This window comes from Bacillus sp. EKM206B, from assembly GCF_011066015.1.
Classification (GTDB): Bacteria; Bacillota; Bacilli; order Bacillales; family Bacillaceae; genus Bacillus; species Bacillus velezensis.
On sequence record NZ_JAAMNL010000004.1, the window covers coordinates 58,895 to 81,471 of the forward strand.

The window sequence follows — 22,577 nt, forward strand, 5'->3', positions numbered from 1 at the left end:
TGCTTCTTTTGGTTTAAAAAATACCAAGGACGTGCAGAAAAACGATAATAATGGCTACAGGAGCCACATAACGGATTAATAGGAGCCAGACTGCAAACCATTTTCGTTTTATACCGGAACCGCTTTTCAGTTCGTCAAACAGCATCTGTTTCGGAATTTTCAACGGTACGAAAACGGCAATTAAAAGCGCGCCCAGCGGCATTAAGACATTGCTGACCAGAAAATCCGCAGCGTCAAAAATACTGCGGTGAAAAATAGAAACATCACTCAAAATTCCGTACGACAGCGCCGAAGGGACCCCGACAATAAATATAGCAAGTCCCCCGATCCATGCATAACGCTTCCGTTTTGCCGAATCGCCTTTTGACAAAACAGCAACTAAAATTTCAAGCATTGAAAAAGCCGATGTCAGCGTCGCAAATAAAAACAGCAGCAAAAAGGCGAGCAAAAACACGATGCCCAACGGCATTTGGTTAAAGACGGTCGGCAGCACGTTAAATAAAAGCTGCGGGCCTTGATCCGGCTCGAGACCGAATGCAAACACCGCCGGAAAAATCGCCACTCCCGCCATCACAGCAACAAGTACATTTAATACCGTCACCGATACGGCGGATTGAACAATATTTTCTTCTTTTTCTAAATATGCGCTGTATGTAACCATTACGGACACTCCGACGCTTAACGAGAAAAATGATTGTCCCATCGCATATAAAATGGTATTGGCATCCATCGCGCCAAAATCAGGCATAAAAAAGAATTTTAATCCTTTTGCTGCATCATGCAGCGTAACGGAGCGGATCATTAAGAGAATAAACAGAATAAACAGAGCCGGCATCAACACCTGGCTCACTTTTTCAATGCCGCTGCTCACCCCTTTTGCCACAACTAAAATCGTCAGCACGATAAACAGCAGCTGACCGAAAACGGCTGCATAAGGATTTGAAATGGTATCGATAAATAACGTATCAAATCCCGAAGAAAGCGATAAGCCGCCCGTAAAGCCTTTTATAATGTAGATTAATATCCATCCCCCCACTACGCTGTAGAAGGATAATAGAATAAAACACGTAATGATTCCGAGATATCCGATCCAGTGCCACTTTTTCCCCGGCGCGAGCGCCTTATAGGATTCAACGGCGTTTTTTTGTGTTTTTCTGCCGATAATAAATTCAGCAAGCAAAAGCGGCAGTCCGATTAAAACAGTAAATAAAATAAAAACAAGCAGAAAAGCGCCGCCTCCGCTGGTTCCCGCTACGTAAGGGAACTTCCATATTGCGCCGAGCCCGATTGCAGAGCCGGCCGTAGCTAAAATAAATCCCAGCTTAGATGACCATTGATTAGCTTCTTTCACTTCAGCACTCCCAATTCATTTCAGTATAAAAATCAATTGTAAGAATATATGTCTGAATAGTCAAGAAGATGTTAGTTTACATAATAATTTTATTGAAAACTTATATTTAATATTGAATTATTCAGAAAATTATTTATAATGGAATACAGAAAAGTCAGTCATATTTTCTGACTGATTGATTGAATGTAAAAGGAGCTGTGTTTATGGAATGGCTGAAAAAAATAAGCGGGTTTGCGGGCCAAACCTTTGGCTTGTGGGTTATCGTCTTTGCCGGTTTAGGATTCGCCTGCCCTGATTTGTTTTCTTGGATCAGTTCTTATATGACGATTTTCCTTGGTATTATTATGTTTGGGATGGGGCTTACTCTTCAAGCAGACGATTTTAAAGAATTAATCAGAAAGCCTTGGCATGTCGTGATCGGAGTCGCTGCCCAGTTTACGATTATGCCGCTTACGGCTTTCTGTTTATCAATCGGGCTCCGCCTCCCCGCAGAAATCGCCGCGGGCGTCATTCTGGTCGGATGCTGTCCGGGCGGTACGGCATCAAACGTCATGACGTTTTTGGCGAAAGGCAATACGGCGCTTTCTGTTGCGGTCACCACGATCTCAACATTGCTTGCTCCTATTGTAACGCCGGCACTTATTATGCTGTTTGCGAAAGAGTGGCTCCCCGTTTCTTTCGGCTCACTGTTTGTTTCCATTATGCAAGCCGTGCTTTTGCCGATCGTCCTCGGGGTGATTGTGAAGCTGTTCTTCAAAAAACAGGTCGGACAAGCCGTGCACGCGCTTCCTCTCGTGTCGGTAATCGGCATCGTAGCGATTGTATCCTCTGTCGTCAGCGTAAATCGTGAGCATTTGCTTCAATCAGGACTGCTGATTGTGTCTGTCGTCATCTTACATAACGGAATCGGATATTTGTTAGGATTCCTGACTGCAAAGCTGTTCAAAATGGATTATGCTTCACAAAAAGCGATTGCGATCGAAGTCGGGATGCAAAACTCCGGACTGGGCGCAGCGCTTGCGACAGCGCATTTCTCCCCTTTGTCAGCCGTGCCGAGCGCAATTTTCAGCATATGGCACAATCTGTCGGGGTCTGTTCTTGCCACCTACTGGTCTAAGAAAAAAGAGAAAAACAGCGCCGAAGAAGAAGAAACGGCAAAGATTCCGTTTTCATAACTGAACAAGGATAGGATAGGCTGCTGCCGCTCCTATCCTTATTTATTCTGCAAATCACGAAGCAGACGCAAAAGCGCTTTTTTTACATCCCCCTGAAATAAACCTCCATGATAACAAATCAATTGGCGGATATCGTAATCGAGCAGCCGCTGCACAGAACGGACCGCATCATCCATATGTAACGTATAGCCGGGATTAGCAAGGTTCAGCTTTCCGTCTTCAATGACGACCGCATCACCTGTGACCATAGTTTTTTCGGCAGGCAGATAAAGACTGATATGGCCGGGTGTATGACCCGGCGTGGCTACAACGCGAATGCCTCCGCACCAAGGCAGCAGCTCGCCGTCAGTAACTGTCCGGTGAACTGGAGCCGGTTCGACTGATTGAAGCGAGCGGATGAACTGTTTTGCATAAGGCTTTGCATCCTCTGGCAATGAACAAAACGTTGATTCAGCCTGCTCAAGCCGTAAAGATTTTTTAGAGCCGTCAATATACGGCGCTTCACGCTCATGTACTGTCACGCTGACATCCGGATGCAAACGGTATAATGCAGCGAGTGAGCCGATATGGTCTATGTCGTGATGCGTTACAATGATTTTTGTCAATGAATGAAGCGACATTCCATGCCGGGCAGCAGCATGTTGAAGATGGTTTGTAAAACCGGGATATCCGCAGTCTATTAATATCGTGTCATGTTCGTCTTGCAGAAGAACCGGAGTGATAGAATGCAATTCTTCATTATATTCAAATTCGATCTCAAGCGGATAACAGCTTTTCATATAAATTCTCCCCTTCTCTCAATAAAAAAAGTACACTGCTTGTAAGGGCAGTGTACTTTTTGTCTGTCTCAAATTATCCTTCCAGCAACAGCTGTTCCGGATCTTCAAGCAGGTTTTTAATGGTAACAAGGAATCCGACCGCTTCTTTACCATCTACAATTCTGTGATCGTATGATAAAGCGATGTACATCATCGGACGGTTTTCAGAGCGCTCCGCATCAATCGCTACTGGGCGCAGCTGAATTTTGTGCATACCTAAGATCCCAACCTGAGGGCTGTTTAGGATCGGTGTTGACATAAGCGATCCGAATGTACCTCCGTTTGTGATCGTGAAGGAGCCTCCTTGCAGCTCACCTAATGTTAATTTATTGTTTCGCGCTTTCTTCGCAAGTTCGCCGATCTCTCTTTCAATGCCGGCAAACGTCAGGCGGTCAGCGTCACGCACGACTGGGACGACAAGCCCTTCTTCAGCCGCGACAGCGATACCGATGTCATAGAATTTTTTCACGATCAGCTCATCGCCTTGAATTTCAGCGTTAAGGAGCGGGAATTTTTTCAATGCAGCCACGACGGCTTTTGTAAAGAACGACATGAAACCGAGTTTTACTTCGTTTTGCTCAAGGAATTGGTCTTTGCGGCGTTTTCTTAGATTCATAACGGCCGTCATGTCAACTTCGTTAAATGTAGTCAGCATCGCAGAAGTCTGCTGCACTTCAACCAATCGTTTCGCGATCGTCTGTCTGCGGCGGGACATTTTTTGCACTTCGACAGGTTTGTCAAAGCTTTGCTGTGTTTTTTGAGCCTGCTGTTTCGGCTGTGCCGCAGGTTTTGAAGCCGGTTTTTCATAAGCTTCCACATCTTGCTTGCGCACGCGGCCGAGCGGGTCCCCCGTCGGAATTTGTGATAGATCAATTCCTTTTTCCCTTGCCAGCTTGCGTGCAGCCGGAGACGCTATCGTTCTGGATTTCGCTTCTGATTGTGCTTCCTGGCTGACTTCTTGTGCAGCAGGTTCAGCTTTTGCTTCCTCTTTCGTTTGTTCATTGGCTGGAGCACTTTCTGAAGGGGCGGGTGCAGAACTTTCGCCAGCGCCTTCTGTAATGGTACCGATAATTTCTCCTACTTGGACGGTATCACCCGAATCTTTCAATACCTCTTTTAGAACACCCGATTCTTCTGCTGTCAATTCAACATTTACTTTGTCCGTCTCCAGTTCAAGCAAGTACTCACCCTGTTCTACATAATCACCGGGCTGCTTTAACCATTGGGCTATCGTTCCTTCTGAGATTGATTCTGCTAATTCAGGTACCTTAATTTCCGCCATTTTTTCATTTCCCCCTTAGTTTTTGCGAGTCAAGCTATCAGATACAATGCGTTCCTGTTCTTTTTTGTGGACTGTCGGATCTCCTTCTGCAGGACTGGATCGTCTTCTTCGGCCGATGTATTGGACATTTACTCCTTTTGGCGCGATTTCCGTCAGATACGGGCTGATATAACTCCATGCCCCCATGTTCTGCGGCTCTTCCTGAACCCAAACGATCTCTTGCAGGTTCGGCAGTTTGGCGAAAAGCTCCTTCGTATCTTTTGCCGGGAACGGATACAGCTGTTCGATTCTGGCAATATGAAGCCAATCCTTATCGCCTTCCATTTTGTTGAAGTGATCGCTGATATCAATTGACACTTTTCCGCTTGATAATACGACGCGAGTCACTTTTTCGTAAGCATGGGAAAGACCGGACTGCTCATAGACAGGCTTGAATCGGCTTTCGCTCAGTTCCTGCACTTCAGATACCGTATTCGGGTTGCGCAGCAGGCTCTTCGGCGTCATGATCACAAGCGGGCGGATTTCCTCACGAAGCAGCATTTTCGCTTGTCTTCTTAAAATATGGAAATACTGAGCCGCACTTGTCAGGTTGGCCACCGTCCAGTTGTTTTCCGCCGCCAGCTGCAGGAACCGCTCGACGCGGCCGCTGGAGTGTTCAGGGCCCTGCCCTTCGTAACCGTGAGGCAGCAGCATGACCAGTCCTGATTTTTGTCCCCATTTTGCCCGTCCTGCAGATATGAATTGATCAAAATAGACTTGAGCCGCATTAGCAAAGTCCCCGTACTGCGCCTCCCACATCACAAGCGTTTCAGGCGAATACACGTTGTATCCATATTCAAAGCCGAGAACCGATCCTTCAGAGAGCGGGCTGTTATGCACCGTAAATGAAGCAGCGCAGTCGTCTAAGTGATGGAGGGCAACAAATTCTTCTCCTGTTTCGCTGTCATGCAGCACAAGGTTTCTTTGAGCGAACGTTCCGCGCTCTGAATCCTGTCCGGTCAGCCGGATCGGCGTGCCGTCTTTCAAAATGGAAGCAAACGCAAGCGATTCAGCCAATGACCATTCTACTTTACGGTCATCATCAAACGCTTTTGCACGTCTTTCCAGGATTCTTTTCAGCTTGCCGAACACGTTAAAAGATTCCGGCCAGTTGATAAGTTCGCCGTTCAGCTTGCGGAGAACATCAAAATCAATGGCTGTGTCAACGTCTGGAAAACCGTTGGACACCGGTTCCGGCAATTCAATTTCCCGTACGGCGTCTTCTTTTTTGGCGGGCACCTTTTTATAGGCGTCTTCAATTCGTTTTGTCACTGTCGTTTCGATGTTTTGCGCTTTTTCCTCGCTGATCAGTCCTTCACTTACGAGTTTTTCCGCAAAGATCCGCTTGACAGTCGGGTGTTTTCTGACGGCGTCATACAGCATCGGCTGTGTCGTTGACGGCTCATCCATTTCATTGTGGCCGTACCGTCTGTACCCGATTAAATCGATTAAGAAATCTTTATTGAACCGCTTCCGGTATTCAACCGCAAATTTAACGGCTGACAGGCATGCTTCCGGATCATCCGCGTTGACGTGAACGATCGGAATTTCATAGCCCTTCGCCAAATCACTGGCATATTTCGTGGATCGTGATTCATCGCTTTCAGTTGTAAAGCCAATCATATTATTGGCGATGATATGAATGGCCCCGCCGACCTGATAGCCTTTCAGAGAGCTTAAGTTCAGCGTCTCGGCGACAATGCCTTCTCCCGGAAACGCTGCGTCACCGTGAATTAAAATGGCGAGCGATTTTGTTTCGTCTTGAACCGGGTACCCCTTTTGCGTTCTTGTTTCCTGTGCCGCCCGCGTGCTTCCTTCAACAATCGGATTGATGAATTCCAAATGGCTCGGGTTATTTGCAAGCGTAATCCGCGCGCTTTTGGTTTCAGCATCCTGAAGCTGTCTGTCTGCACCGAGGTGGTATTTTACATCGCCCGTCCAGCCGTAGCTGATGCCGGTCGATCCTTCAGACGGCACAAGGTCTTTATTCGGCGCGTGCTGGAATTCTGAGAAAATAATCTCATACGGTTTGCCGAGCACATGCGCAAGCACATTTAAACGGCCTCTGTGCGCCATCCCGATATTGACATTGGTTGTGCCCGCTTTCACAGACTGGGCGATAATGTCGTCAAGAACCGGCACAAGCGCGTCTAATCCCTCAATTGAGAAACGCTTCTGACCGACGAATGTCCGGTGTAAAAATTGTTCAAATCCTTCTACTTCCGTCAGTCTTTCTAAAACGGCTGACAGTTTTTCCGGTGAATTTTTCCGGAACAATTCTCCGGATTCAACCATTTTTGTAATCCATGCGCGCTCTTCGAAATCATGCACATGGTCAAACTCGAAGGAGATGGTTCTTTTATAGGTATTGCGTAAATGCTGGATGGCTTCTAAGCCGTTTGTTATATTGGCAGGTGCGTCTTTACAGATGACAGACGCGGGTATTGCTTTCATTTCTTCTTCTGTAAGCCCGTACTCGGATAACGGAAAGAGCTCGCTCTTTTTCGGATCCTTTCTGAGCGGATTGACGGAAGCGTTCAGATGGCCATAGGTTCGAATATCTTCTGCAAGTTTAACTGCTGCTGCGATCTTTTGAATCAGATCTGCGGTGACGCGTCCCTGTTCCTTTGTTCCCGATGCCTCTTTTATTTGGCTTGGCGGAGCGCCGAGTTCGTCAAACATGTCTTTCAGATCCGGATCAATGCTGTCTGGATCTTCAGCATATTGGTCGTACAGCTCCAGTGCATAGCCGAGGTTCGGTCCGTAAAAATCTTCCCAATTCATTCTTTGTTTCATATTATTTTGAAACATTTGAATATTACCCCCAACCTAGATAATCAAGTGATCAATTCACTATCTTGAAATAACTTTTGAACGCTGTGCCCAAAATTATGTAATAAAAACGCTTCCAAGGATATTTTACCACTGATTGCGTTTGGATTCTACCTTGATTGTTCACAAAATAGTAAAAAAAACAGATCAATACCGAAAAAATTAAATCATTTTAAAATAAAAAGCGAAAAAGCATAGGAAAAAGCCTATCCTATGCTTTTATGAAGCAGTTTTTTCAAGAGCGGATACAGCACATCGGGCAGCTGATCGACATCCGGAACAAAAATACTGTACTTTCCGTACATATCCTGAATGGTTTTCATCTGTGATTCTTCTATCGCAGTATTGGACAGAAAAACATTTATGACTTCTATCCCTTTTTTTCTCGCTTCGATGACAGCCTCGCTCGTATCGACAATGCCGTTTTGTTCATATCCGAATGCTGCCGGCTCTCCGTCTGAAAACACGATTAAAAATTTTTGCGCCTCACTCCGCCGCATCAGCTGTTTCGTCATTTGTCTGATGGCGTATCCATCTCTGTTATCTTCTTCAGGCGCAAGCTGCATGATCAGCGGACCCGCCGCCTGCAGCAGCGACTCTTCAAACGGAATAACGGTATTGAAGAAATTCGGCTGGCTCGTTTCAGTCGCTTCGTTTGTATCCTCCCAAAATCCGACGATCTGGTGCGGTACGGACACTGATTTCAAGGCTTCATGAAAAAGAACGATCCCTCTTTTTGTTTCATCCATTTTGTCGAACATGCTGGCCGAACAATCGACAAGCAATGTAAAAACGGCGTCAATGTCTGAAGACGGGTCCTGCTTTTTATAGAAAAGGCGCGGGTTCCGCTCCGTAAAATAGCGGATCAGTTTGCGATTCAGCCGGCCTGCGTGAAGGTCGGTCCGCGGGAGCGTTTTTTTGTGCTCAAGTGTTTTTTGTATCATCTGCTTCAGGCGTTTTTGATATGATTCTATCGTTTTTGCCTGTTCTTTATAAGACTGCTCCTCTTCAGGAGACGCTTTATGAGGCGTTTGATAAACCGGGAAGGCAAATTTGTTTTCTTTTCCGTCAGCCAGCCCCGCGCCCTCATGTTCATCCTGAATGGATTCAAGCGCTTCCAGTTTGGAGTAATCCTCTCTTTTCGTCTGACGTGCGGAACCTTGAACGGAGCCGAGCGCCTGGTCACCGTCATCGCCTTCTCTGGCCGCGTCTTTCCCAAGATCTGATTTCGCGCCGTGCTCAATATCAAATTGAAGGAAACTTTTTGACGGCGCTTCGGTTTCCCGGTGCCACGTATTCATTTTCTCTTCAAGGATTTCTTCATCTCCGTCGGAAGACTCAGGGAGCGTGAGATCGTCACTTAACGAAGGCGCTTTTTTTACACTTTCGAATAAAGGCTCTTCAGCCGCTTTTTCGTAATCAAGTTCCGGCAGAAAAAAGTACGTGTTCAGCATATCTTTCTCAAGCACTTCATCAAGGCCTTCCATGAGGTCTTCCGTTATTCTTGCGATTTGTTCCGTAGAATCCGCCTCATACACCCGGATGAGCTGACGTTCAATATACGGTATCATCATATCAATATGTTCATGCATGGAAGGAATGCCTTCAAGCGGAGACTCAGCCGTCAGCTTGACAAACATCGCGCAATACAAAGCGTCGGTGAAAATGCTCCGTTCTAAATTCAATGTCAGCTGCGTCGTGAAATATTTCCTGTACATCTCCCTCCGCTTCTGAAAAACACGTTTCGTTCCCGGCCGTTCTTTTTTGATCAGCTCTTCAATTCTGATATCCTCAAGCAGCATAAACAGCTGCTTGGCAAAGCTTTGGCAGGTGAAATGCCGGTGAACGTCATTTAAAAACCCCGCAAATTCCCGAAATGAGCTGCTGCGTGTTCCGACAGCGCGCAAATAGACATCGCTTTTCAGGCCGGCTTCCATATCCCCGGCTGATCTGTCTTTCCAAAAGTGGCTCATGTAAATTTTCTTTTCAAAGGGATTGTAGTAAGACTGCACGCCGTATTCCACTTCAACTTCACTGCTTCTGGTCAGTGTTTTGGCCAGATCAGTCAGCATCATGAACAAAAACGAATCAATCGTGCTGTCATTAAATTTGATAAACTTCATTGTATTTCCCTCATTCGAACAGCGTTTCTGCAATATTTCTGACAGCGGCTTTTTCTCTGTCATCGTCAAGTTTTTCTACGATGCCTCTTTCAATCGCCCGTTTCGGCGGGATGTACGCAGCCAAGTCGCACGTATCAATGAGAGCCCTGATGGACGCCGCTTCTTCTGACACTTGTCCGTTATGCGCTTGTGCGATTAAATCAGAAGACAGCGTCATAAAGCGCTCAATTAATTTCTCATCTTTTAAGACAGACTGAGAGGTCAGCACCTGTTTCAGGAGGCTTCCTTTAATATACGGAACATCAATGATGACAAAACGGTTTTTAAGGGCTTCGTTCAGCGGAACGGTGCCGACGTAGCCTTCATTAATCGCGGCGATAACACCGAATCCTTCGCTTGCCTTAATCACTTCTCCTGTAAAGGGATTTGTCATCATTTTTCTGTAATCTAGCACGCCGTTTAGAATCGGAAGGGTTTCAGGCTTTGCCATATTGATTTCGTCAATGTATAAAAAATGTCCCTCGTTCATTGCGGTTGTTACAGGTCCGGGAACGAATTCAATAGTCGCCTGTCCCTGTTCATTTTCAATCGTTTTATAGCCGACAAGCGCTTCTGCATCGAGGTCTACGGAGCAGTTGACGCTGTGCATCGGTTTATGAAAATAGTTCGAAAGCGTTTCCGCCAATTTTGTTTTCCCTGAACCCGTCGGTCCTTTTAATAAGATATTTTTTCCCATAGTCAAAGCAATGACGGCATCGAATACAATCGCTTTATCTTCGGCCTCATAGCCTGATGATCCGATTAAATCCCGGAATTCTTGGGAAACGGGATGATTTTGATAAGCCTGCAGTTTGTTTTGTATATCTTCCGGAAGTGATAGGTGCTGTAATTCTGAAGTCATAGGTGATGTTTCCTTTCCATTTGTATTCCATAACCGAGTATACTAAAAAAGCCCTTGTATACTCAATACAAAAGGGCTCATTCCCTGCGGGCGCTTTTTGTCAGGGGAGCGCAGGCGATTCTGGCTCCGGAATTTCCGCTCGGGTTTGTCAAATAATCGTCCGTATGTTCATGAATGACGAACGCGCTTCCGTCCCGGTCGAGCAGGCTGAGTCTGCTCCCTTCTTTTAATGAAGTTTGCGGTGCGTTCATAATGACATCCACTTTACCGTCAGCCCCCACTTCAAGATTGGGGAGATCCCCGGCGTGATGACCCATCGGATTGTTGAAGCCGTGTTCTTTGTTCAAAGGGTTGAACGGACCGCCGGCTGATTCGAAATCAGGTGCCTGACAAGTCCCTTTTTCATAAATATGAAATCCGAGAGAAGTGCCGGGCGGCAGATGCCCCGCTGATATATGAATGTCTGACCCTTCATCATCAGATTCCCTCACTTCGATATATCCGATCGTTTTTCCGTTTTGATTGATGAGTCCGGCATGCTCACGGTATGCAGATGCTTCCAATGCGCGGCTTTCCCCATGTTTTTTGGGCGGAACAGGAGCGGGTCTCCCCCCGCAGCCGCAAAGCGTAATTGATACGAGCATGAGAAAAAGCAAGAGACGATTCATGCTTCCTCCCCCTTATTTTTTTACCCATCAGTCTTGTCAAAACGTGAAAATGGTAAACAAAAAAAGCCCCGAAAGGCTTTTTTTAAAAATAACTGCGCGCTCCTAAATACGCTTTTTTCCAATACGGATTGCTTAAGTTTGAAACTTCAACCCCGGAGGAGCTTGCGTGAATAAAATCTCCTCCACCTAAATACATTCCCATATGAGAAGGGCCCGCTTTATATGTCGTAAAGAAGACAAAGTCGCCTGCTGACGGCTGGCTGATATGTTTCATCGTATTCCAATATCCGGCCGTGCTCAGACGGGAAACAGAGCTTACCTTATTTAAAAGGTAATAGATGTAACCGCTGCAATCGAAGCCCGCAGGCGTATTGCCTCCCCAGCGGTAAGGCACGCCGACATGTTTTTTCGCCTCGCCTATCATTCTGTCAATCTTTGACCCTGTCACCGGAGGTTCAGGAGTATTCGGCTTGTTTGGTTTTGCCGGTTTGTTATCCGGCTGCCGCACAGGATCTTCTGTTTTTCCCGTTCCGTTAATCACCAGAACTTGTCCGATTTGAAGCACATCAGTTGTCAATTTATTTTTTTCTCTGATGAGCTGAGCGGTGATGCCGAACCGATTAGCAATTTTCCAGAGGGAATCGCCTGCTTTTACTTTGTAAGTGGATGGCTTCTCAGAAGGGTTTGAATGAGATGGCGGTGTTGTGCCGCTGTTTCCGTTATGTGAAGAACCTTTGATCTTTAACACTTGATTCGGATACAGCATGTCTGATGTTAATTGATTCAGCTTTTTCAGCTCGGCGATGGTGATCCCGGTTTGATTGGCGATTTTCCACAGCGAGTCACCCGGCTTCACAGTGTAAGTCCCTGATGCGCCTTTATCAGGCTTTGTCTGTCTGCCGCCTCCGTCCGTGCCGCCGGCAGACCCTTTAATTTTCAGTTTCTGGCCCGGATAGATGACATCTGAACTCAAACGGTTCAGGCTTCTCAGCTCAGAAACGCTCATTTTGTATTTTTTTGCGATCACCCATAATGAGTCTCCGTATGTAACTGTGTAGGCACCCGTGCTTCGTTTTCCCTTTTGCCCCGTTTTATGTGTGCCGCTGCCGTCGGGAATGTGCAGCCGCTGTCCTGGGTGGAGTATCGTTGATTTCAGTTTATTTTCCGCCTGCAGGGCTGAAATACTTGTATGATATTGCCGGGAAAGCTTCCAAAGAGAGTCGCCGCTTTTTACTTGAATGGTTTTTGCTTCAGCGGGATGCACGGCGAAGGTTGAAGTCATTACTGCAGATACAGCCAGTCCGGCTGCGATTTTTTTCTTCATATAACGAAAAACCTCCTATTTATCATTGCTGAAAGGGACGTTCCTTTTCTTTGGACGCCGCCCTGTTATGCAGGATTCATTCAGAAGTCGACATTAATTCCGATTCATTTGACCTTAGATCATCACCAATGCCACACATTTTACATAAATTGAGAACATTTCACAAAAGACTTTGGAATCATTTTCATAACATGGCTTTTTTCCGCGACATTCCACCTTTCTTGTCTGTTTTTCATACAATTCTCTTTACGGCGTGAAAAATCCTCCCGAAAAACAATTTAAAAAAAGCCCGCTTCCTTTAAAGGAAGCGGGTGACAGCTGATTACAGAACCCGGGTCTCGGCAGTTTTCACGTCTTCTGCTATCAATTCCGCTGCACGCTGTGCTCCGCCGGCCGCTTTCAGGGATTCTCCGATTTCAGAAGCTTTTGTCTGATATTCAGGATTTTCGCTCAATTCTTTTATTGCTTCAGTGAGCAGTTCCGCTGTTACATCTTCTTTTTTAAACATTTTGCCCGCGCCCGTGTTTTCCACTTGGCTTCCGACGGCGAACTGATCTGCGCCCATCGGAATGACGATCATCGGGGTTTTGTAGTAAAGCCCTTCGCTCGTACTGTTCATTCCGCCGTGAGTGATAAATAAGTCCGCTCTCTTCAGGATCTCAAGCTGCGGAACATAAGGCTTTACAATGACATTCTCAGGAATTTCATCAAGCTCCGCAGGATCAAGATGTTTGCCGATTGACATGACGGCTTTTCCGTTAAAGTTTCTGACCGCTTTTAAGCATTTATTAAACAATTCCTTCTGATTGTTAAAAATCGTGCCCATTGAAATAAACAGGACTTTTTCTCCTTCAAGCTGTTCAAACGGGAAATCTTGAGCCGCCGCCCTTTCGGTTATGGACGGACCGACAAAGAGATAAGAATCGCCAAACTCTTCTTCTTTCGGCTGAAACGCTCTTGAAGTAAATACGATGGTTTTTCTGCCGTCATTTGAGAAAATATCATACGGCGTTTTAATGTCTGCGCTGAATTCTTCATTGAGCCGGCTGACCGCTTCGGTATAAGCCGGATAATGAGATGATTCCTCTGATACAAGGTTTGTATTTGAAAACACTTCTTTAATAAATGCTTCATTCATTGCAAATGTCGTACAAAGTGAATATGCCGGCAGTTTCAGCTGGTTTCTCACGAGCCTTCCTGCCAGAAAATGATGATCATACAGGATGTAGTCGTAGGATTCATCTTTTACTTCCTCAAGAATACGGAGTGCGGCTTTTTTGGAAGTCTCAATCATTAATAGCAAAAACTCGGTAGCGTCCCGCTGTTCATCACCCGTTGCGTTTTTTCCGAATTCATCTTTACGGAAATCTTCATATTCACGGAATTCCGCTCCGCTTGACGCGATTTTGTTCTCATATTCCTTCACGCCGTAATATACGACATGTTCCCCTTTTGCCTTCAGTTCTTTTACGACGCCTAAAGACGGATTGATATGCCCTTCTCCCGGAAAGCCGATCATCAATACATTTGCCATCTTTCCACTCCCTATTCTTTTAAATTTTATGTATATTTAAACGATAACATCAATACAGAAAAAGGTAAAGATGTTCACCTTATTAATATTAAATGGGTACAATATTCCCATTTTCTTATTATTTCGTATGAAGCGCCCGCGGCGAAACAAGCGGATACAGTCCGCCGTCTTTAGCAAAGGACATTTTTCCCGTTTCTTCTGAAACGACGAGCACGAGTGCATCAGTCACGGCCGAAAGTCCCATCGCGGCCCTGTGGCGCGTCCCGTATTTGAGATCGACATGTTTTGTTGTGAGCGGAAGCACATTGGCTGCTGATACAACCCGGTTTTCTCTGACCAATACGGCTCCGTCGTGAAGCGGATTGCCGGGATAAAAAATACTCTCAATTAAAGCTGCACTGATCTCGGCATGCAGGCTGGTCCCTTTTTGTATCATTCCATCCAGCGGATCTGCACGTTCAATCACAATCAGCGCTCCGTGTTTTTCTTCCGCCAGATGCTGCACGGCCCTCGCCAGCTCTGTATAGGAAGGCGTAAAATGTTCGATATATGACTGCAGGTAAAACGACGAAGCGACAGCCTGCATTTCCTGAAACGTATGTCCCAGTTCATCTAATTCGCAAAGAAGGCATTGGTCTTTTTCATCCAATGTCCGCAGTATCATTCCGGCATCCTCTGTAATTTGTTTCAAATACGTTTGAACCGCAGCGGTAAACGCGCTTTCCGTCATTTGAGTGTGGCGCATGTCACATCAGCTCCTTTCCCTTATTTTCTGCATCACGCGCATGGATATGCGCCGCTGTGTGCACCATAATCATGAAAGGAGGCGCACATCATATGGAATTCGCACGGCTGATGCAATATATCTGCACCTTTTTAGGGGTCATTTCACTTTCATTCATTTATGCCAAGATGTTTAAAAAGCCGAAACCGGACAAAAAAGAGTAGGCCGGCTTTCATTGCTTTTTATACATAAAATGTTATAATTTCTCTCGTTAAAATAAAGAAACGGGGAACCTAACTTGAGAGAAACGAACACGATCGGCCAAAAGGTCAGACAGCTGTTACATATCTTCATTCCGATTTTAATCACACAGGCGGGCCTTTCCCTGATCACCTTTTTGGATACGGTGATGTCAGGGAAAGTGAGCGCTGCCGATTTAGCCGGGGTTGCAATTGGTTCAAGCCTGTGGACGCCGGTTTATACGGGCCTGGCAGGAATATTAATGGCCGTTACGCCCGTTGTTTCGCAGCTGTTTGGAGCCGGCAGACAAAAGGAAGTGCCGTTTTCCGTCATCCAGGCCGTTTATGTAGCGGCCGTTCTCAGTGCGGCGGTTATCCTGATCGGCTTTTTCACCGTTGATATGATCTTGGGACATTTGGGCCTGGAACCTCGTGTCCGGACGATCGCCAAACACTTTTTAGGATTTTTATCCCTCGGTATTTTTCCTTTGTTTGTGTACACCGTTTTGCGCTCGTTTATTGATGCACTCGGCAAAACGCGAGTCACTATGCTTATTACGCTTTGCTCATTGCCTATTAATTTTGTTTTAAATTATGTATTTATTTTCGGGAAATTCAACATGCCGGCATTGGGAGGAGTCGGGGCGGGGCTCGCTTCCGCCCTGACTTACTGGTGTATTTGCGCCATCAGCTTTTTTATCGTCTGCAGATTTGAGCCGTTTGCCGGGTACTCTGTATTTCGGAAACTGTACCGTTTTTCTCCGTCTGAATGCAGAAAGCTTTTGAAAATCGGATTGCCTATCGGTTTTGCGGTATTTTTTGAAACGAGCATTTTTGCGGCTGTCACACTGCTTATGAGCCATTTTCAGACGGTGACGATTGCAGCCCACCAAGCGGCAATGAATTTTGCTTCCCTCTTGTATATGCTGCCGCTCAGCGTATCCATGGCCATGACCATTTTGGTCGGATTTGAAGCAGGGGCAAAGCGCTACAGGGATGCCCGGTCATACAGCTATATCGGGATCGTGATGGCGCTTAGTTTTTCTTTATGCACGGCGGCTTTCATTTTACTGTTCAGACCGCAAATCGCCGGAATGTATACATCAGATCCGGCGGTGCTCATGTTGACGCAGCACTTTTTAATCTATGCGCTGTTTTTCCAGCTTTCTGATGCCGTAGCAGCTCCGATACAAGGCGCTCTGAGAGGATATAAGGATGTCAACTATACACTCGGCGCGGCTTTTGTGTCGTATTGGATTATCGGGCTTCCGGTCGGTTACGCAGTCGGCACTTATACGGGCCTCGGGGCATACGGCTACTGGATCGGGTTAATTGCAGGACTTGCCGCAGGAGCTGTCGGTTTATTCTTCAGACTGATGAAACTGCAAAAGCATTATGTGAAAAAAATGATTTCATAAAGGAGGAGCAGCAATGCCAAAACATAAACTGCTGTACGATTATTTAACTGAACGGGCGGAGGACATCAGTCAGACATGGTTTGATACCCTTCATGATACGGATCCTGATTCTGTTTATGCTTCTACTGACCCGGCTGTACTCACGAATCTGAAAAAACAAAATCTGGCGTTTAATTATCAGCTCAATCGGATTTTTTCTGAAGAGAAGGAAGTATATACAGCGGCATTGGAAAAGTGGGCGTTCGAAGCCGCACGAGATGAAGAACATTTAAAAACTCCCATCCATTATATTATTCGCGAGTTTATCAGAGTTCGTGATTTGTATGTCGGCCATGTCAAGCAGTTTACCAGACTTCATTCAGACACCGTGACAGAAGAAGATGCCGAAAATATATTCCATACGCTGATTAAATCTTTTGATGTGGTGATTCATATTTTCATAGAGGAAATGTATAAAAACACAAACATTCAGCTTGAAGCGCAAAAAGAATTGATCACCGAGCTGAGCTCGCCGGTAATTGTGCTTTTTGATAATGTCGGACTGCTGCCGCTGATCGGGGATATTGACACGGCAAGAGCCAAAATGATTTTAGAGAATACGCTGCAGCAGTGTTCAGAGAAGCGCATCACGCAGCTGTACATTGATTTATCGGGCGTAGCCATGATTGATACGATGGTTGCCCAACAGCTTTTCACCTTAATTGAATCACTCGGAATGCTCGGCGTGAAAGCGACATTATCCGGAATCCGTCCTGAAATCGCCCAAACCGCGGTGCAGCTCGGACTGAGTTTTTCAAATTTATCAATACGGTCTTCGCTTGCGGAAGCGATCGCCTCCGATCTGACACAAAAAAAGGGATAAGGCATTTCAGCCTTATCCCTTTTTTTATCAGTCTTTCCACGGATATGTCCAATACACTTCTTCTTCAAACCATGTCTGAAGAACCGGCTCGTTATTTTTTATTTTTTCTTCCAGCTCTCTCAGCATACCTTCCGTTTGGGTGCGGTGCGCTTTTAAGGCATTCATTTTAATATCGGCAACCTCTTTAATATCAAGAATGACATCAGGCTTGCCGACGGCTTCCTCCCTGTTGCGGGTGATTGCCATGCAAAGCGTGCGCGGGCGGTCCTCTTTTTTCTTTCTGTAAAGCGCTCTGATAACCGCTTCGCCGCATGCATCATGATCCGGATGGACGCCGTGCTCCGGATAGAATGTGACAATCAGACTCGGTTTTACATCGTCGATAATCTCTTCCATCATATCCGCGAGCCACTCGTCATCTTCAAATTCAAGTGTTTTATCACGAAGCCCGAGCATTCTCAGGTCAGTAACGTCCATTGCTTTGCATGCGTCGATCAGCTCTTGTTTTCTTAACAGCGGCAGTGTTTCACGGTTCGCGAAAAAAGGATCTCCCATGTTCCGGCCCATTTCGCCAAGCGTTGCGCATGCATACGTAACGGGAATATCTTTTTGTCTGTGTAAAGCAATCAGCCCTGCCACTCCGTATGATTCATCATCAGGGTGAGGCAGGATGACGAGTACATGTTCTTTCATGATTTTCACCCTTTTCTTTAAACTGTAAACGGCTTTTCGCTGATTTGAAGCGAAATCGCCAATTTTCCGCCCGGCAGATGCCCTGCCATTAACAAGCGGTTTTCGTCATCTACTGTATATTCAGTCAGACCTTCTGCGTAAATCCAGCCTTCTTCCGTTTTCAAACCGACGCGGTACGGGCCGTTTCCTTTGATTTTCGCCTGATGGTACGTCACTTTTGCATTGCGTATATAGGCTACAACCGTCATGTTTTTCTCATTCAGATGCGCTGAATAAGAACCGGTCGTTGTTTCCAAATGGATATATACAGGACGATCGGCATATCGCTCTAAAGAAGTTTGCACATCTTCTTTTATGATCGCTTTCATAGCTGCTCCCCTCTTTCTTCTTTTAAAAATTGCAAACGCTTCGTATGTAGTTCAACCAATTCATATTTCTCAATCGGCCGCAGCCGGGAATCTACAATTCGCTGCACCGCCAGAGCAAACTTTTCCTCGGGTGACTTCCGGAGCCTCGGATGTGTTCTTTGATCAAGCAGTTCCAGATCAATTGCCTTCTCCGCTTCTTCAAGAGTTGAAGCCGGGAGAGTGCGGTTATTCCACAGTGCCTGATAGGCTTTTGCTATGTCTTTATCAGTGCCCATTGTACAGCTCCTTTACATACTCGTAATGATTATACATAATTTAAGCTATCGCTGGAAAGCGAAAGGCTTAGCGGCTTTTTATCGGCCGTTTCCATTTTATCTGTGAAAAGGTAAACAAAAGCAATGCTGCCCATATACAAATGAAGGTAAACGCTTTTTGCCCGGAAAACGGTTCATGATACACAAATACGCCGAGCATAAGGGTAATGGTCGGCGCTATATATTGCAAAATGCCGACTTGATACAGCGGCAGACGCTTTGCCCCCTCTGCAAACAGCAACAGCGGCAGGGCCGTAAATACGCCTGCGAAAAATAGGAGCGCCCATGTTCCTGCCCCCAAGGACCCGGAAGTGCTCCCGTCAGCTGTATATCCTAAATAAATAAATGCAGCCGGGGTAATCAAAAGCGTCTCCAGCGTCAGTCCGATCGTGCTGGACATGCGGGTTCTTTTTTTACATAAGCCGTACAGGCCGAAGCTGAATGCAAGCAGCAATGCGATATAAGGAACCGCGCCATATTGAAACGCAGATATGATCACGGCCGCCCCGGCAATAGAAACGGCTGCTGTTTGCATCCTGTTAAGCTTTTCTTTTAAGAATAGGATGCCCAAAAGAACGGAAACGAGCGGATTAATGTAGTACCCGAGACTTGCTTCAAGCAAAAAGCCGTGATTGACGGCCCATATGTACACAAACCAATTAACGGAAATTAAAACGGAAGCGAAAAAAAGCGCCAGCAGGCCCCCTTCCGATTTCAAAAGACGCAGTTCACGCCATCCGGTTTTCCACTTCTTAAGCACAGTTAAAAGCACACACATGAAAACAAATGACCATAAAATCCGGTGAGCTAAAATGTCCAATGCGGGTATTTGTTCAAGAAGTTTCCAATAGACCGGAAACAGCCCCCACATGACGAAAGAACAAGCGGTATAAATGATTCCTTTTCTTGCGTTATTCCCTTGCACGGCCTTCCCCTTCCTTTCTGTAAACAGATTATATTATATCACGGGAAGCTTCCGGCGGGCATATACTATGTTGTCCGTTAAGAAAGGGTGAGATGCCGTGTTTGATTGGAACAGATATTTTCCCTTCCAAAATCAGTTCTCTAAAGAAACGTTTAAAAATGCTGATCCGAAAGATGTCGAGACATATGTCAACCGAGTGATGGAAAGCGTATTCGGCGCCGGTTATGCCGGACAGTTCCCTTTTCGCGACCCAATGTCCAAAAAGGCCGAGCCGGTCGAAGCGGAACCGCCCAAGCCGGAAATTGACCTGTTTGAAACATCCGATCATGTTTTTGCGAAAATTCCCGCCGAACAAGAGGAACTCGACCGTATCAGGATTAAGCATACGTCACACAGCCTCGTTGTAGAGAACAGCAGTCTGGGAGAAGGAAAAAAAGAAATCGTCCTTCCGAGCCTCGTCAAACGGAAAGGAACAAAAGCAGTCTATAAAGACGGGATGATTGAAGTTATGTTTTCAAAACAGGAAGACTACAATCTATCGGAAGTGGAGATTTTAAGATAAAAAAACGGCCCGCGCGATGCAGGCCGTTTTTTCTTTAATAAAATGGCGGATAACCGCCGGCTCCCGGCCCGAAACCGCCGTATGGGACGCCTCCGTATCCGTAACCGGCGAACCCGTACGGATAGCGGGGTCTTGTAAAGCCTGTGGCAATCACGCCTCCGAGAAGACCGCCTAAAAATCCGCCGAATAAAGGAGCGCCGAACAAAAAAGGACTTCTCGCCGGAAATCCGGCAGGACCGAAATTCCCGCGATACAATGCATGACGAGGGTACATGTTTTTCCTCCTTTATGTCTGCCTATTCTTAAGCGTATTCATAAAATGAGGAAATTGATTGGGCGATTGTAACAACATGTGCCTCTCTCTGATATTGCATTAATGTATAAATATTTTGGTTATAATTTGATTACATTTTGATTAACTGTTATACTTTTTTACAAGTTGCGACATGATAAAAAACCATCAGGGGGAATAAAACAATGCCATTACTTCGTTTTGACGTTATTGAAGGCCGGGATGACGCAGCATTAAAAAAATTACTGGATACCGCCCATTATGCCATGGTTAAAGCTTTTGACGTCCCTGTAACGGACCGTTATCAGATCGTTCACCAGCATCGGCCTCATGAGCTTATCATTGAAGATACCGGGCTCGGTTTCAAAAGAAGCAAAGATCTTGTCATCATCAGCATTGTCAGCAAAGCGCGCACCGAACATCAAAAAGAAACGTTATATCAACTAATGGCTGATCAGCTTAAAACAGAATGCGGCATATCACCCGAGGACGTCATGATTTCCATTACAGAAAACGGGGACGCCGATTGGAGCTTCGGGCTTGGTGAGGCTCAGTTTTTAACCGGGAAACTGTAAAAGGCCTCCCCGCTTGTTCTGAATGATTGCAAACTGAATAAAAGAGGGATGTATGTTGGTTAGTGAGTTGTATCCTTGTTTGATATGCGGATTTAAAGGATTAGAGACAAGTCCTATTTATAACGGCGAATATCAAAAAACATTTGATATTTGCCCCTGCTGCGGGTTTGAATTCGGCTACAGTGAGGACCATGACGTAAGCTTAGGGTTTATTGTAACGCCTGATCATTTAATTGAAGCGGCATTTCAGTTATACCGGAAACAGTGGATTGAGGGAGGAATGAAACTATTTTCTCCAAATGATGTCCCGGCGGAATGTAAAAATGATCATTTCCTTACATTCGATGCTTTATTAAAGCAATTAAAAGGCTTGAACCTCAATCTGAACAATTTTGATATTAATGGTTTTTATGACGAGTAAACATGATCATTAAGAAAAGGCTGCCTTGGGCAGCCTTTGTTATTCATCACATGTGTCGTTGGCAGATCCCCCGGGCTCGCAAAAACTGTCTGCCCATTTTTGCATTTCCTGAAAAACGGCTTGCAGGGCCAAGCCTTTATCAGTCAGTTTATAAATGACTTTGACAGGTGTTTCAGGCAGCACCTGACGCTCGACGATTTCATTTTGTTCCAGCTCTTTGAGCCGCTCCGCGAGCATTTTTTGGCTGATTGTCGGTATCGTTTCGGTCATATCTTTAAATCGTTTCGGCCCGTCCATCAGTACATGGATAATGAGGCCGTTCCAGCGCTTTCCCAAAAGAGAAAAAGCGGATTCCATTTTAGGACACATTGTATATCCCACGTGAGTTCATCCCTTCATCTATGAATTGACAAGTTTTTTGTGATCCATTAAAATTAGTTTTCGAGTTACATTTAGTAAGCTTCTAACTTTTCTATTATGATAACACGTTTATCCGAAGGAGGAAACATGATGACATCCGTATTAGACGTTTTAAAGGAACGCGCATCTGTTAAAGAATACGATAAAGACGCGGTCATTACAAAAGAGGAATTAACAGAACTCCTTGAAATCACAACGCAAGCGCCTTCCGCCTGGAACCTTCAGCATTGGCATTTTCAAGTCTTTCACAGTGATGAAGCAAAAGCTGCCCTGCTTCCGGTTGCTTTTAATCAAAAACAGATTATTGATTCATCAGCAGTTATTGCCGTATTAGGCGATTTAAAAGCAAATGAAAATGGTGAAGACGTTTATGCTGAACTGGCTGAGCAAGGCAATATCACAGAAGAGATTAAACAAACGCTTTTAGGCCAGATTAACGGCGCATACCAAAATGATCAGTTTGCCCGTGATTCAGCATTTTTAAACGCTTCTTTAGCAGCGATGCAGCTGATGCTTGCCGCTAAAGCAAAAGGCTACGACACTTGCGCGATCGGCGGATTCAATAAAGAGCAATTCGTTAAGGAATTCGACGTGAGTGAGCGTTTCGTGCCCGTCATGCTGATTTCAATCGGTAAAGCCGTTAAACCGGCGCATAAAAGCAACCGGCTGCCTGTATCTAAAGTGTCAACTTGGCTGTAAGATGAAAGAAACCCTTAG

General features: G+C 45.6%; 23 protein-coding genes. 7 read left to right on the forward strand and 16 right to left on the reverse strand.

What is annotated here, in order from left to right:
- Window positions 1-13 precede the first annotated feature (13 nt).
- A complete protein-coding gene (locus G9F50_RS09150) occupies window positions 14-1,351 on the reverse strand; it encodes a sodium-dependent transporter (protein WP_060562866.1) in 1,338 nt (445 codons plus the stop codon).
- Between the two features lie 203 nt (window positions 1,352-1,554).
- Between G9F50_RS09150 and G9F50_RS09155 the strand changes: the two genes are divergently transcribed.
- The gene (locus G9F50_RS09155) at window positions 1,555-2,526 is read left to right on the forward strand and encodes a bile acid:sodium symporter family transporter (protein ID WP_032866238.1); all 972 of its coding nucleotides are present in this window, start codon (window positions 1,555-1,557) and stop codon (window positions 2,524-2,526) included.
- A 38-nt stretch (window positions 2,527-2,564) separates the two neighbouring features.
- On the opposite strand, the gene G9F50_RS09160 is transcribed toward G9F50_RS09155, so the two are convergent.
- The 9 genes from G9F50_RS09160 to cdaS all read right to left on the reverse strand — a co-directional run bounded on the left by G9F50_RS09160 (window position 2,565) and on the right by cdaS (window position 14,792).
- Window positions 2,565-3,305, reverse strand: coding sequence for an MBL fold metallo-hydrolase (locus G9F50_RS09160; RefSeq protein WP_060562864.1), 741 nt, complete (start codon window positions 3,303-3,305; stop codon window positions 2,565-2,567).
- A gap of 73 nt (window positions 3,306-3,378) precedes the next feature.
- Window positions 3,379-4,626, reverse strand: coding sequence for a 2-oxoglutarate dehydrogenase complex dihydrolipoyllysine-residue succinyltransferase (odhB, locus tag G9F50_RS09165; RefSeq protein WP_021493911.1), 1,248 nt, complete (start codon window positions 4,624-4,626; stop codon window positions 3,379-3,381).
- 15 nt (window positions 4,627-4,641) lie between these two features.
- Window positions 4,642-7,476, reverse strand: a complete 2,835-nt coding sequence (gene sucA / locus G9F50_RS09170; RefSeq protein WP_007407971.1) for a 2-oxoglutarate dehydrogenase E1 component — start codon at window positions 7,474-7,476, stop codon at window positions 4,642-4,644.
- 227 nt (window positions 7,477-7,703) lie between these two features.
- Window positions 7,704-9,620 (reverse strand): vWA domain-containing protein, encoded by a 1,917-nt coding sequence (locus G9F50_RS09175; protein ID WP_060562862.1) that lies wholly within the window; start codon window positions 9,618-9,620, stop codon window positions 7,704-7,706.
- 10 nt (window positions 9,621-9,630) lie between these two features.
- Window positions 9,631-10,521 (reverse strand): AAA family ATPase, encoded by an 891-nt coding sequence (locus G9F50_RS09180; protein ID WP_003153758.1) that lies wholly within the window; start codon window positions 10,519-10,521, stop codon window positions 9,631-9,633.
- A gap of 77 nt (window positions 10,522-10,598) precedes the next feature.
- Entirely contained in the window at window positions 10,599-11,189 is a 591-nt protein-coding gene (locus G9F50_RS09185) for a superoxide dismutase family protein (RefSeq protein ID WP_012117752.1), read from the reverse strand.
- An 82-nt stretch (window positions 11,190-11,271) separates the two neighbouring features.
- Window positions 11,272-12,513, reverse strand: coding sequence for a C40 family peptidase (locus G9F50_RS09190; RefSeq protein WP_032869970.1), 1,242 nt, complete (start codon window positions 12,511-12,513; stop codon window positions 11,272-11,274).
- A gap of 322 nt (window positions 12,514-12,835) precedes the next feature.
- Window positions 12,836-14,047 carry a macrolide family glycosyltransferase gene (locus G9F50_RS09195; RefSeq protein WP_007407965.1) on the reverse strand — a complete coding sequence of 404 codons (1,212 nt, stop codon included), beginning with the start codon at window positions 14,045-14,047 and terminating at the stop codon, window positions 12,836-12,838.
- A 118-nt stretch (window positions 14,048-14,165) separates the two neighbouring features.
- Window positions 14,166-14,792 (reverse strand): sporulation-specific diadenylate cyclase CdaS, encoded by a 627-nt coding sequence (cdaS, locus tag G9F50_RS09200; protein ID WP_007407964.1) that lies wholly within the window; start codon window positions 14,790-14,792, stop codon window positions 14,166-14,168.
- A 277-nt stretch (window positions 14,793-15,069) separates the two neighbouring features.
- On the opposite strand from cdaS, the gene G9F50_RS09205 reads away from it, so the two are divergent.
- Window positions 15,070-16,428, forward strand: coding sequence for an MATE family efflux transporter (locus G9F50_RS09205; protein WP_060562860.1), 1,359 nt, complete (start codon window positions 15,070-15,072; stop codon window positions 16,426-16,428).
- Between the two features lie 13 nt (window positions 16,429-16,441).
- Entirely contained in the window at window positions 16,442-17,290 is an 849-nt protein-coding gene (locus G9F50_RS09210; RefSeq protein WP_043021820.1) for an STAS domain-containing protein, read from the forward strand.
- A gap of 27 nt (window positions 17,291-17,317) precedes the next feature.
- Here the strand turns inward: G9F50_RS09210 and bshB2 are convergent, their stop codons facing one another.
- The 4 genes from bshB2 to rarD all read right to left on the reverse strand — a co-directional run bounded on the left by bshB2 (window position 17,318) and on the right by rarD (window position 19,590).
- On the reverse strand, window positions 17,318-17,983 hold the full coding sequence (gene bshB2, locus G9F50_RS09215) for a bacillithiol biosynthesis deacetylase BshB2 (protein WP_007407961.1): 666 nt from the start codon (window positions 17,981-17,983) through the stop codon (window positions 17,318-17,320).
- Window positions 17,984-18,000: 17 nt separating this feature from the next.
- Window positions 18,001-18,351: a YojF family protein gene (locus G9F50_RS09220; RefSeq protein WP_007407960.1), complete on the reverse strand. Its 351-nt coding sequence runs from the start codon at window positions 18,349-18,351 to the stop codon at window positions 18,001-18,003.
- Window positions 18,348-18,626, reverse strand: coding sequence for a hypothetical protein (locus tag G9F50_RS09225; protein WP_003153742.1), 279 nt, complete (start codon window positions 18,624-18,626; stop codon window positions 18,348-18,350). Before G9F50_RS09225 ends, G9F50_RS09220 begins: the two co-directional genes overlap by 4 nt.
- Window positions 18,627-18,693: 67 nt before the next feature.
- Window positions 18,694-19,590 (reverse strand): EamA family transporter RarD, encoded by an 897-nt coding sequence (gene rarD / locus G9F50_RS09230; RefSeq protein WP_060562858.1) that lies wholly within the window; start codon window positions 19,588-19,590, stop codon window positions 18,694-18,696.
- A 97-nt stretch (window positions 19,591-19,687) separates the two neighbouring features.
- Here rarD and G9F50_RS09235 point away from each other — a divergent pair, with 97 nt between their 5' ends.
- On the forward strand, window positions 19,688-20,152 hold the full coding sequence (locus tag G9F50_RS09235; RefSeq protein ID WP_039254863.1) for a hypothetical protein: 465 nt from the start codon (window positions 19,688-19,690) through the stop codon (window positions 20,150-20,152).
- Between the two features lie 34 nt (window positions 20,153-20,186).
- Here G9F50_RS09235 and G9F50_RS09240 read toward each other — a convergent pair whose 3' ends face one another.
- A complete protein-coding gene (locus tag G9F50_RS09240) occupies window positions 20,187-20,426 on the reverse strand; it encodes a hypothetical protein (protein ID WP_003153736.1) in 240 nt (79 codons plus the stop codon).
- Between the two features lie 203 nt (window positions 20,427-20,629).
- Here G9F50_RS09240 and G9F50_RS09245 point away from each other — a divergent pair, with 203 nt between their 5' ends.
- Window positions 20,630-21,019 carry a tautomerase family protein gene (locus G9F50_RS09245; protein ID WP_060562855.1) on the forward strand — a complete coding sequence of 130 codons (390 nt, stop codon included), beginning with the start codon at window positions 20,630-20,632 and terminating at the stop codon, window positions 21,017-21,019.
- Window positions 21,020-21,071: 52 nt separating this feature from the next.
- The gene (locus tag G9F50_RS09250) at window positions 21,072-21,440 is read left to right on the forward strand and encodes a hypothetical protein (RefSeq protein ID WP_060562853.1); all 369 of its coding nucleotides are present in this window, start codon (window positions 21,072-21,074) and stop codon (window positions 21,438-21,440) included.
- Between the two features lie 39 nt (window positions 21,441-21,479).
- Here the strand turns inward: G9F50_RS09250 and yodB are convergent, their stop codons facing one another.
- Window positions 21,480-21,821 (reverse strand): transcriptional regulator YodB, encoded by a 342-nt coding sequence (gene yodB / locus G9F50_RS09255; protein WP_012117759.1) that lies wholly within the window; start codon window positions 21,819-21,821, stop codon window positions 21,480-21,482.
- A gap of 129 nt (window positions 21,822-21,950) precedes the next feature.
- Here yodB and G9F50_RS09260 point away from each other — a divergent pair, with 129 nt between their 5' ends.
- A complete protein-coding gene (locus G9F50_RS09260; protein WP_003153727.1) occupies window positions 21,951-22,559 on the forward strand; it encodes a nitroreductase family protein in 609 nt (202 codons plus the stop codon).
- Window positions 22,560-22,577: the final 18 nt, after the last annotated feature.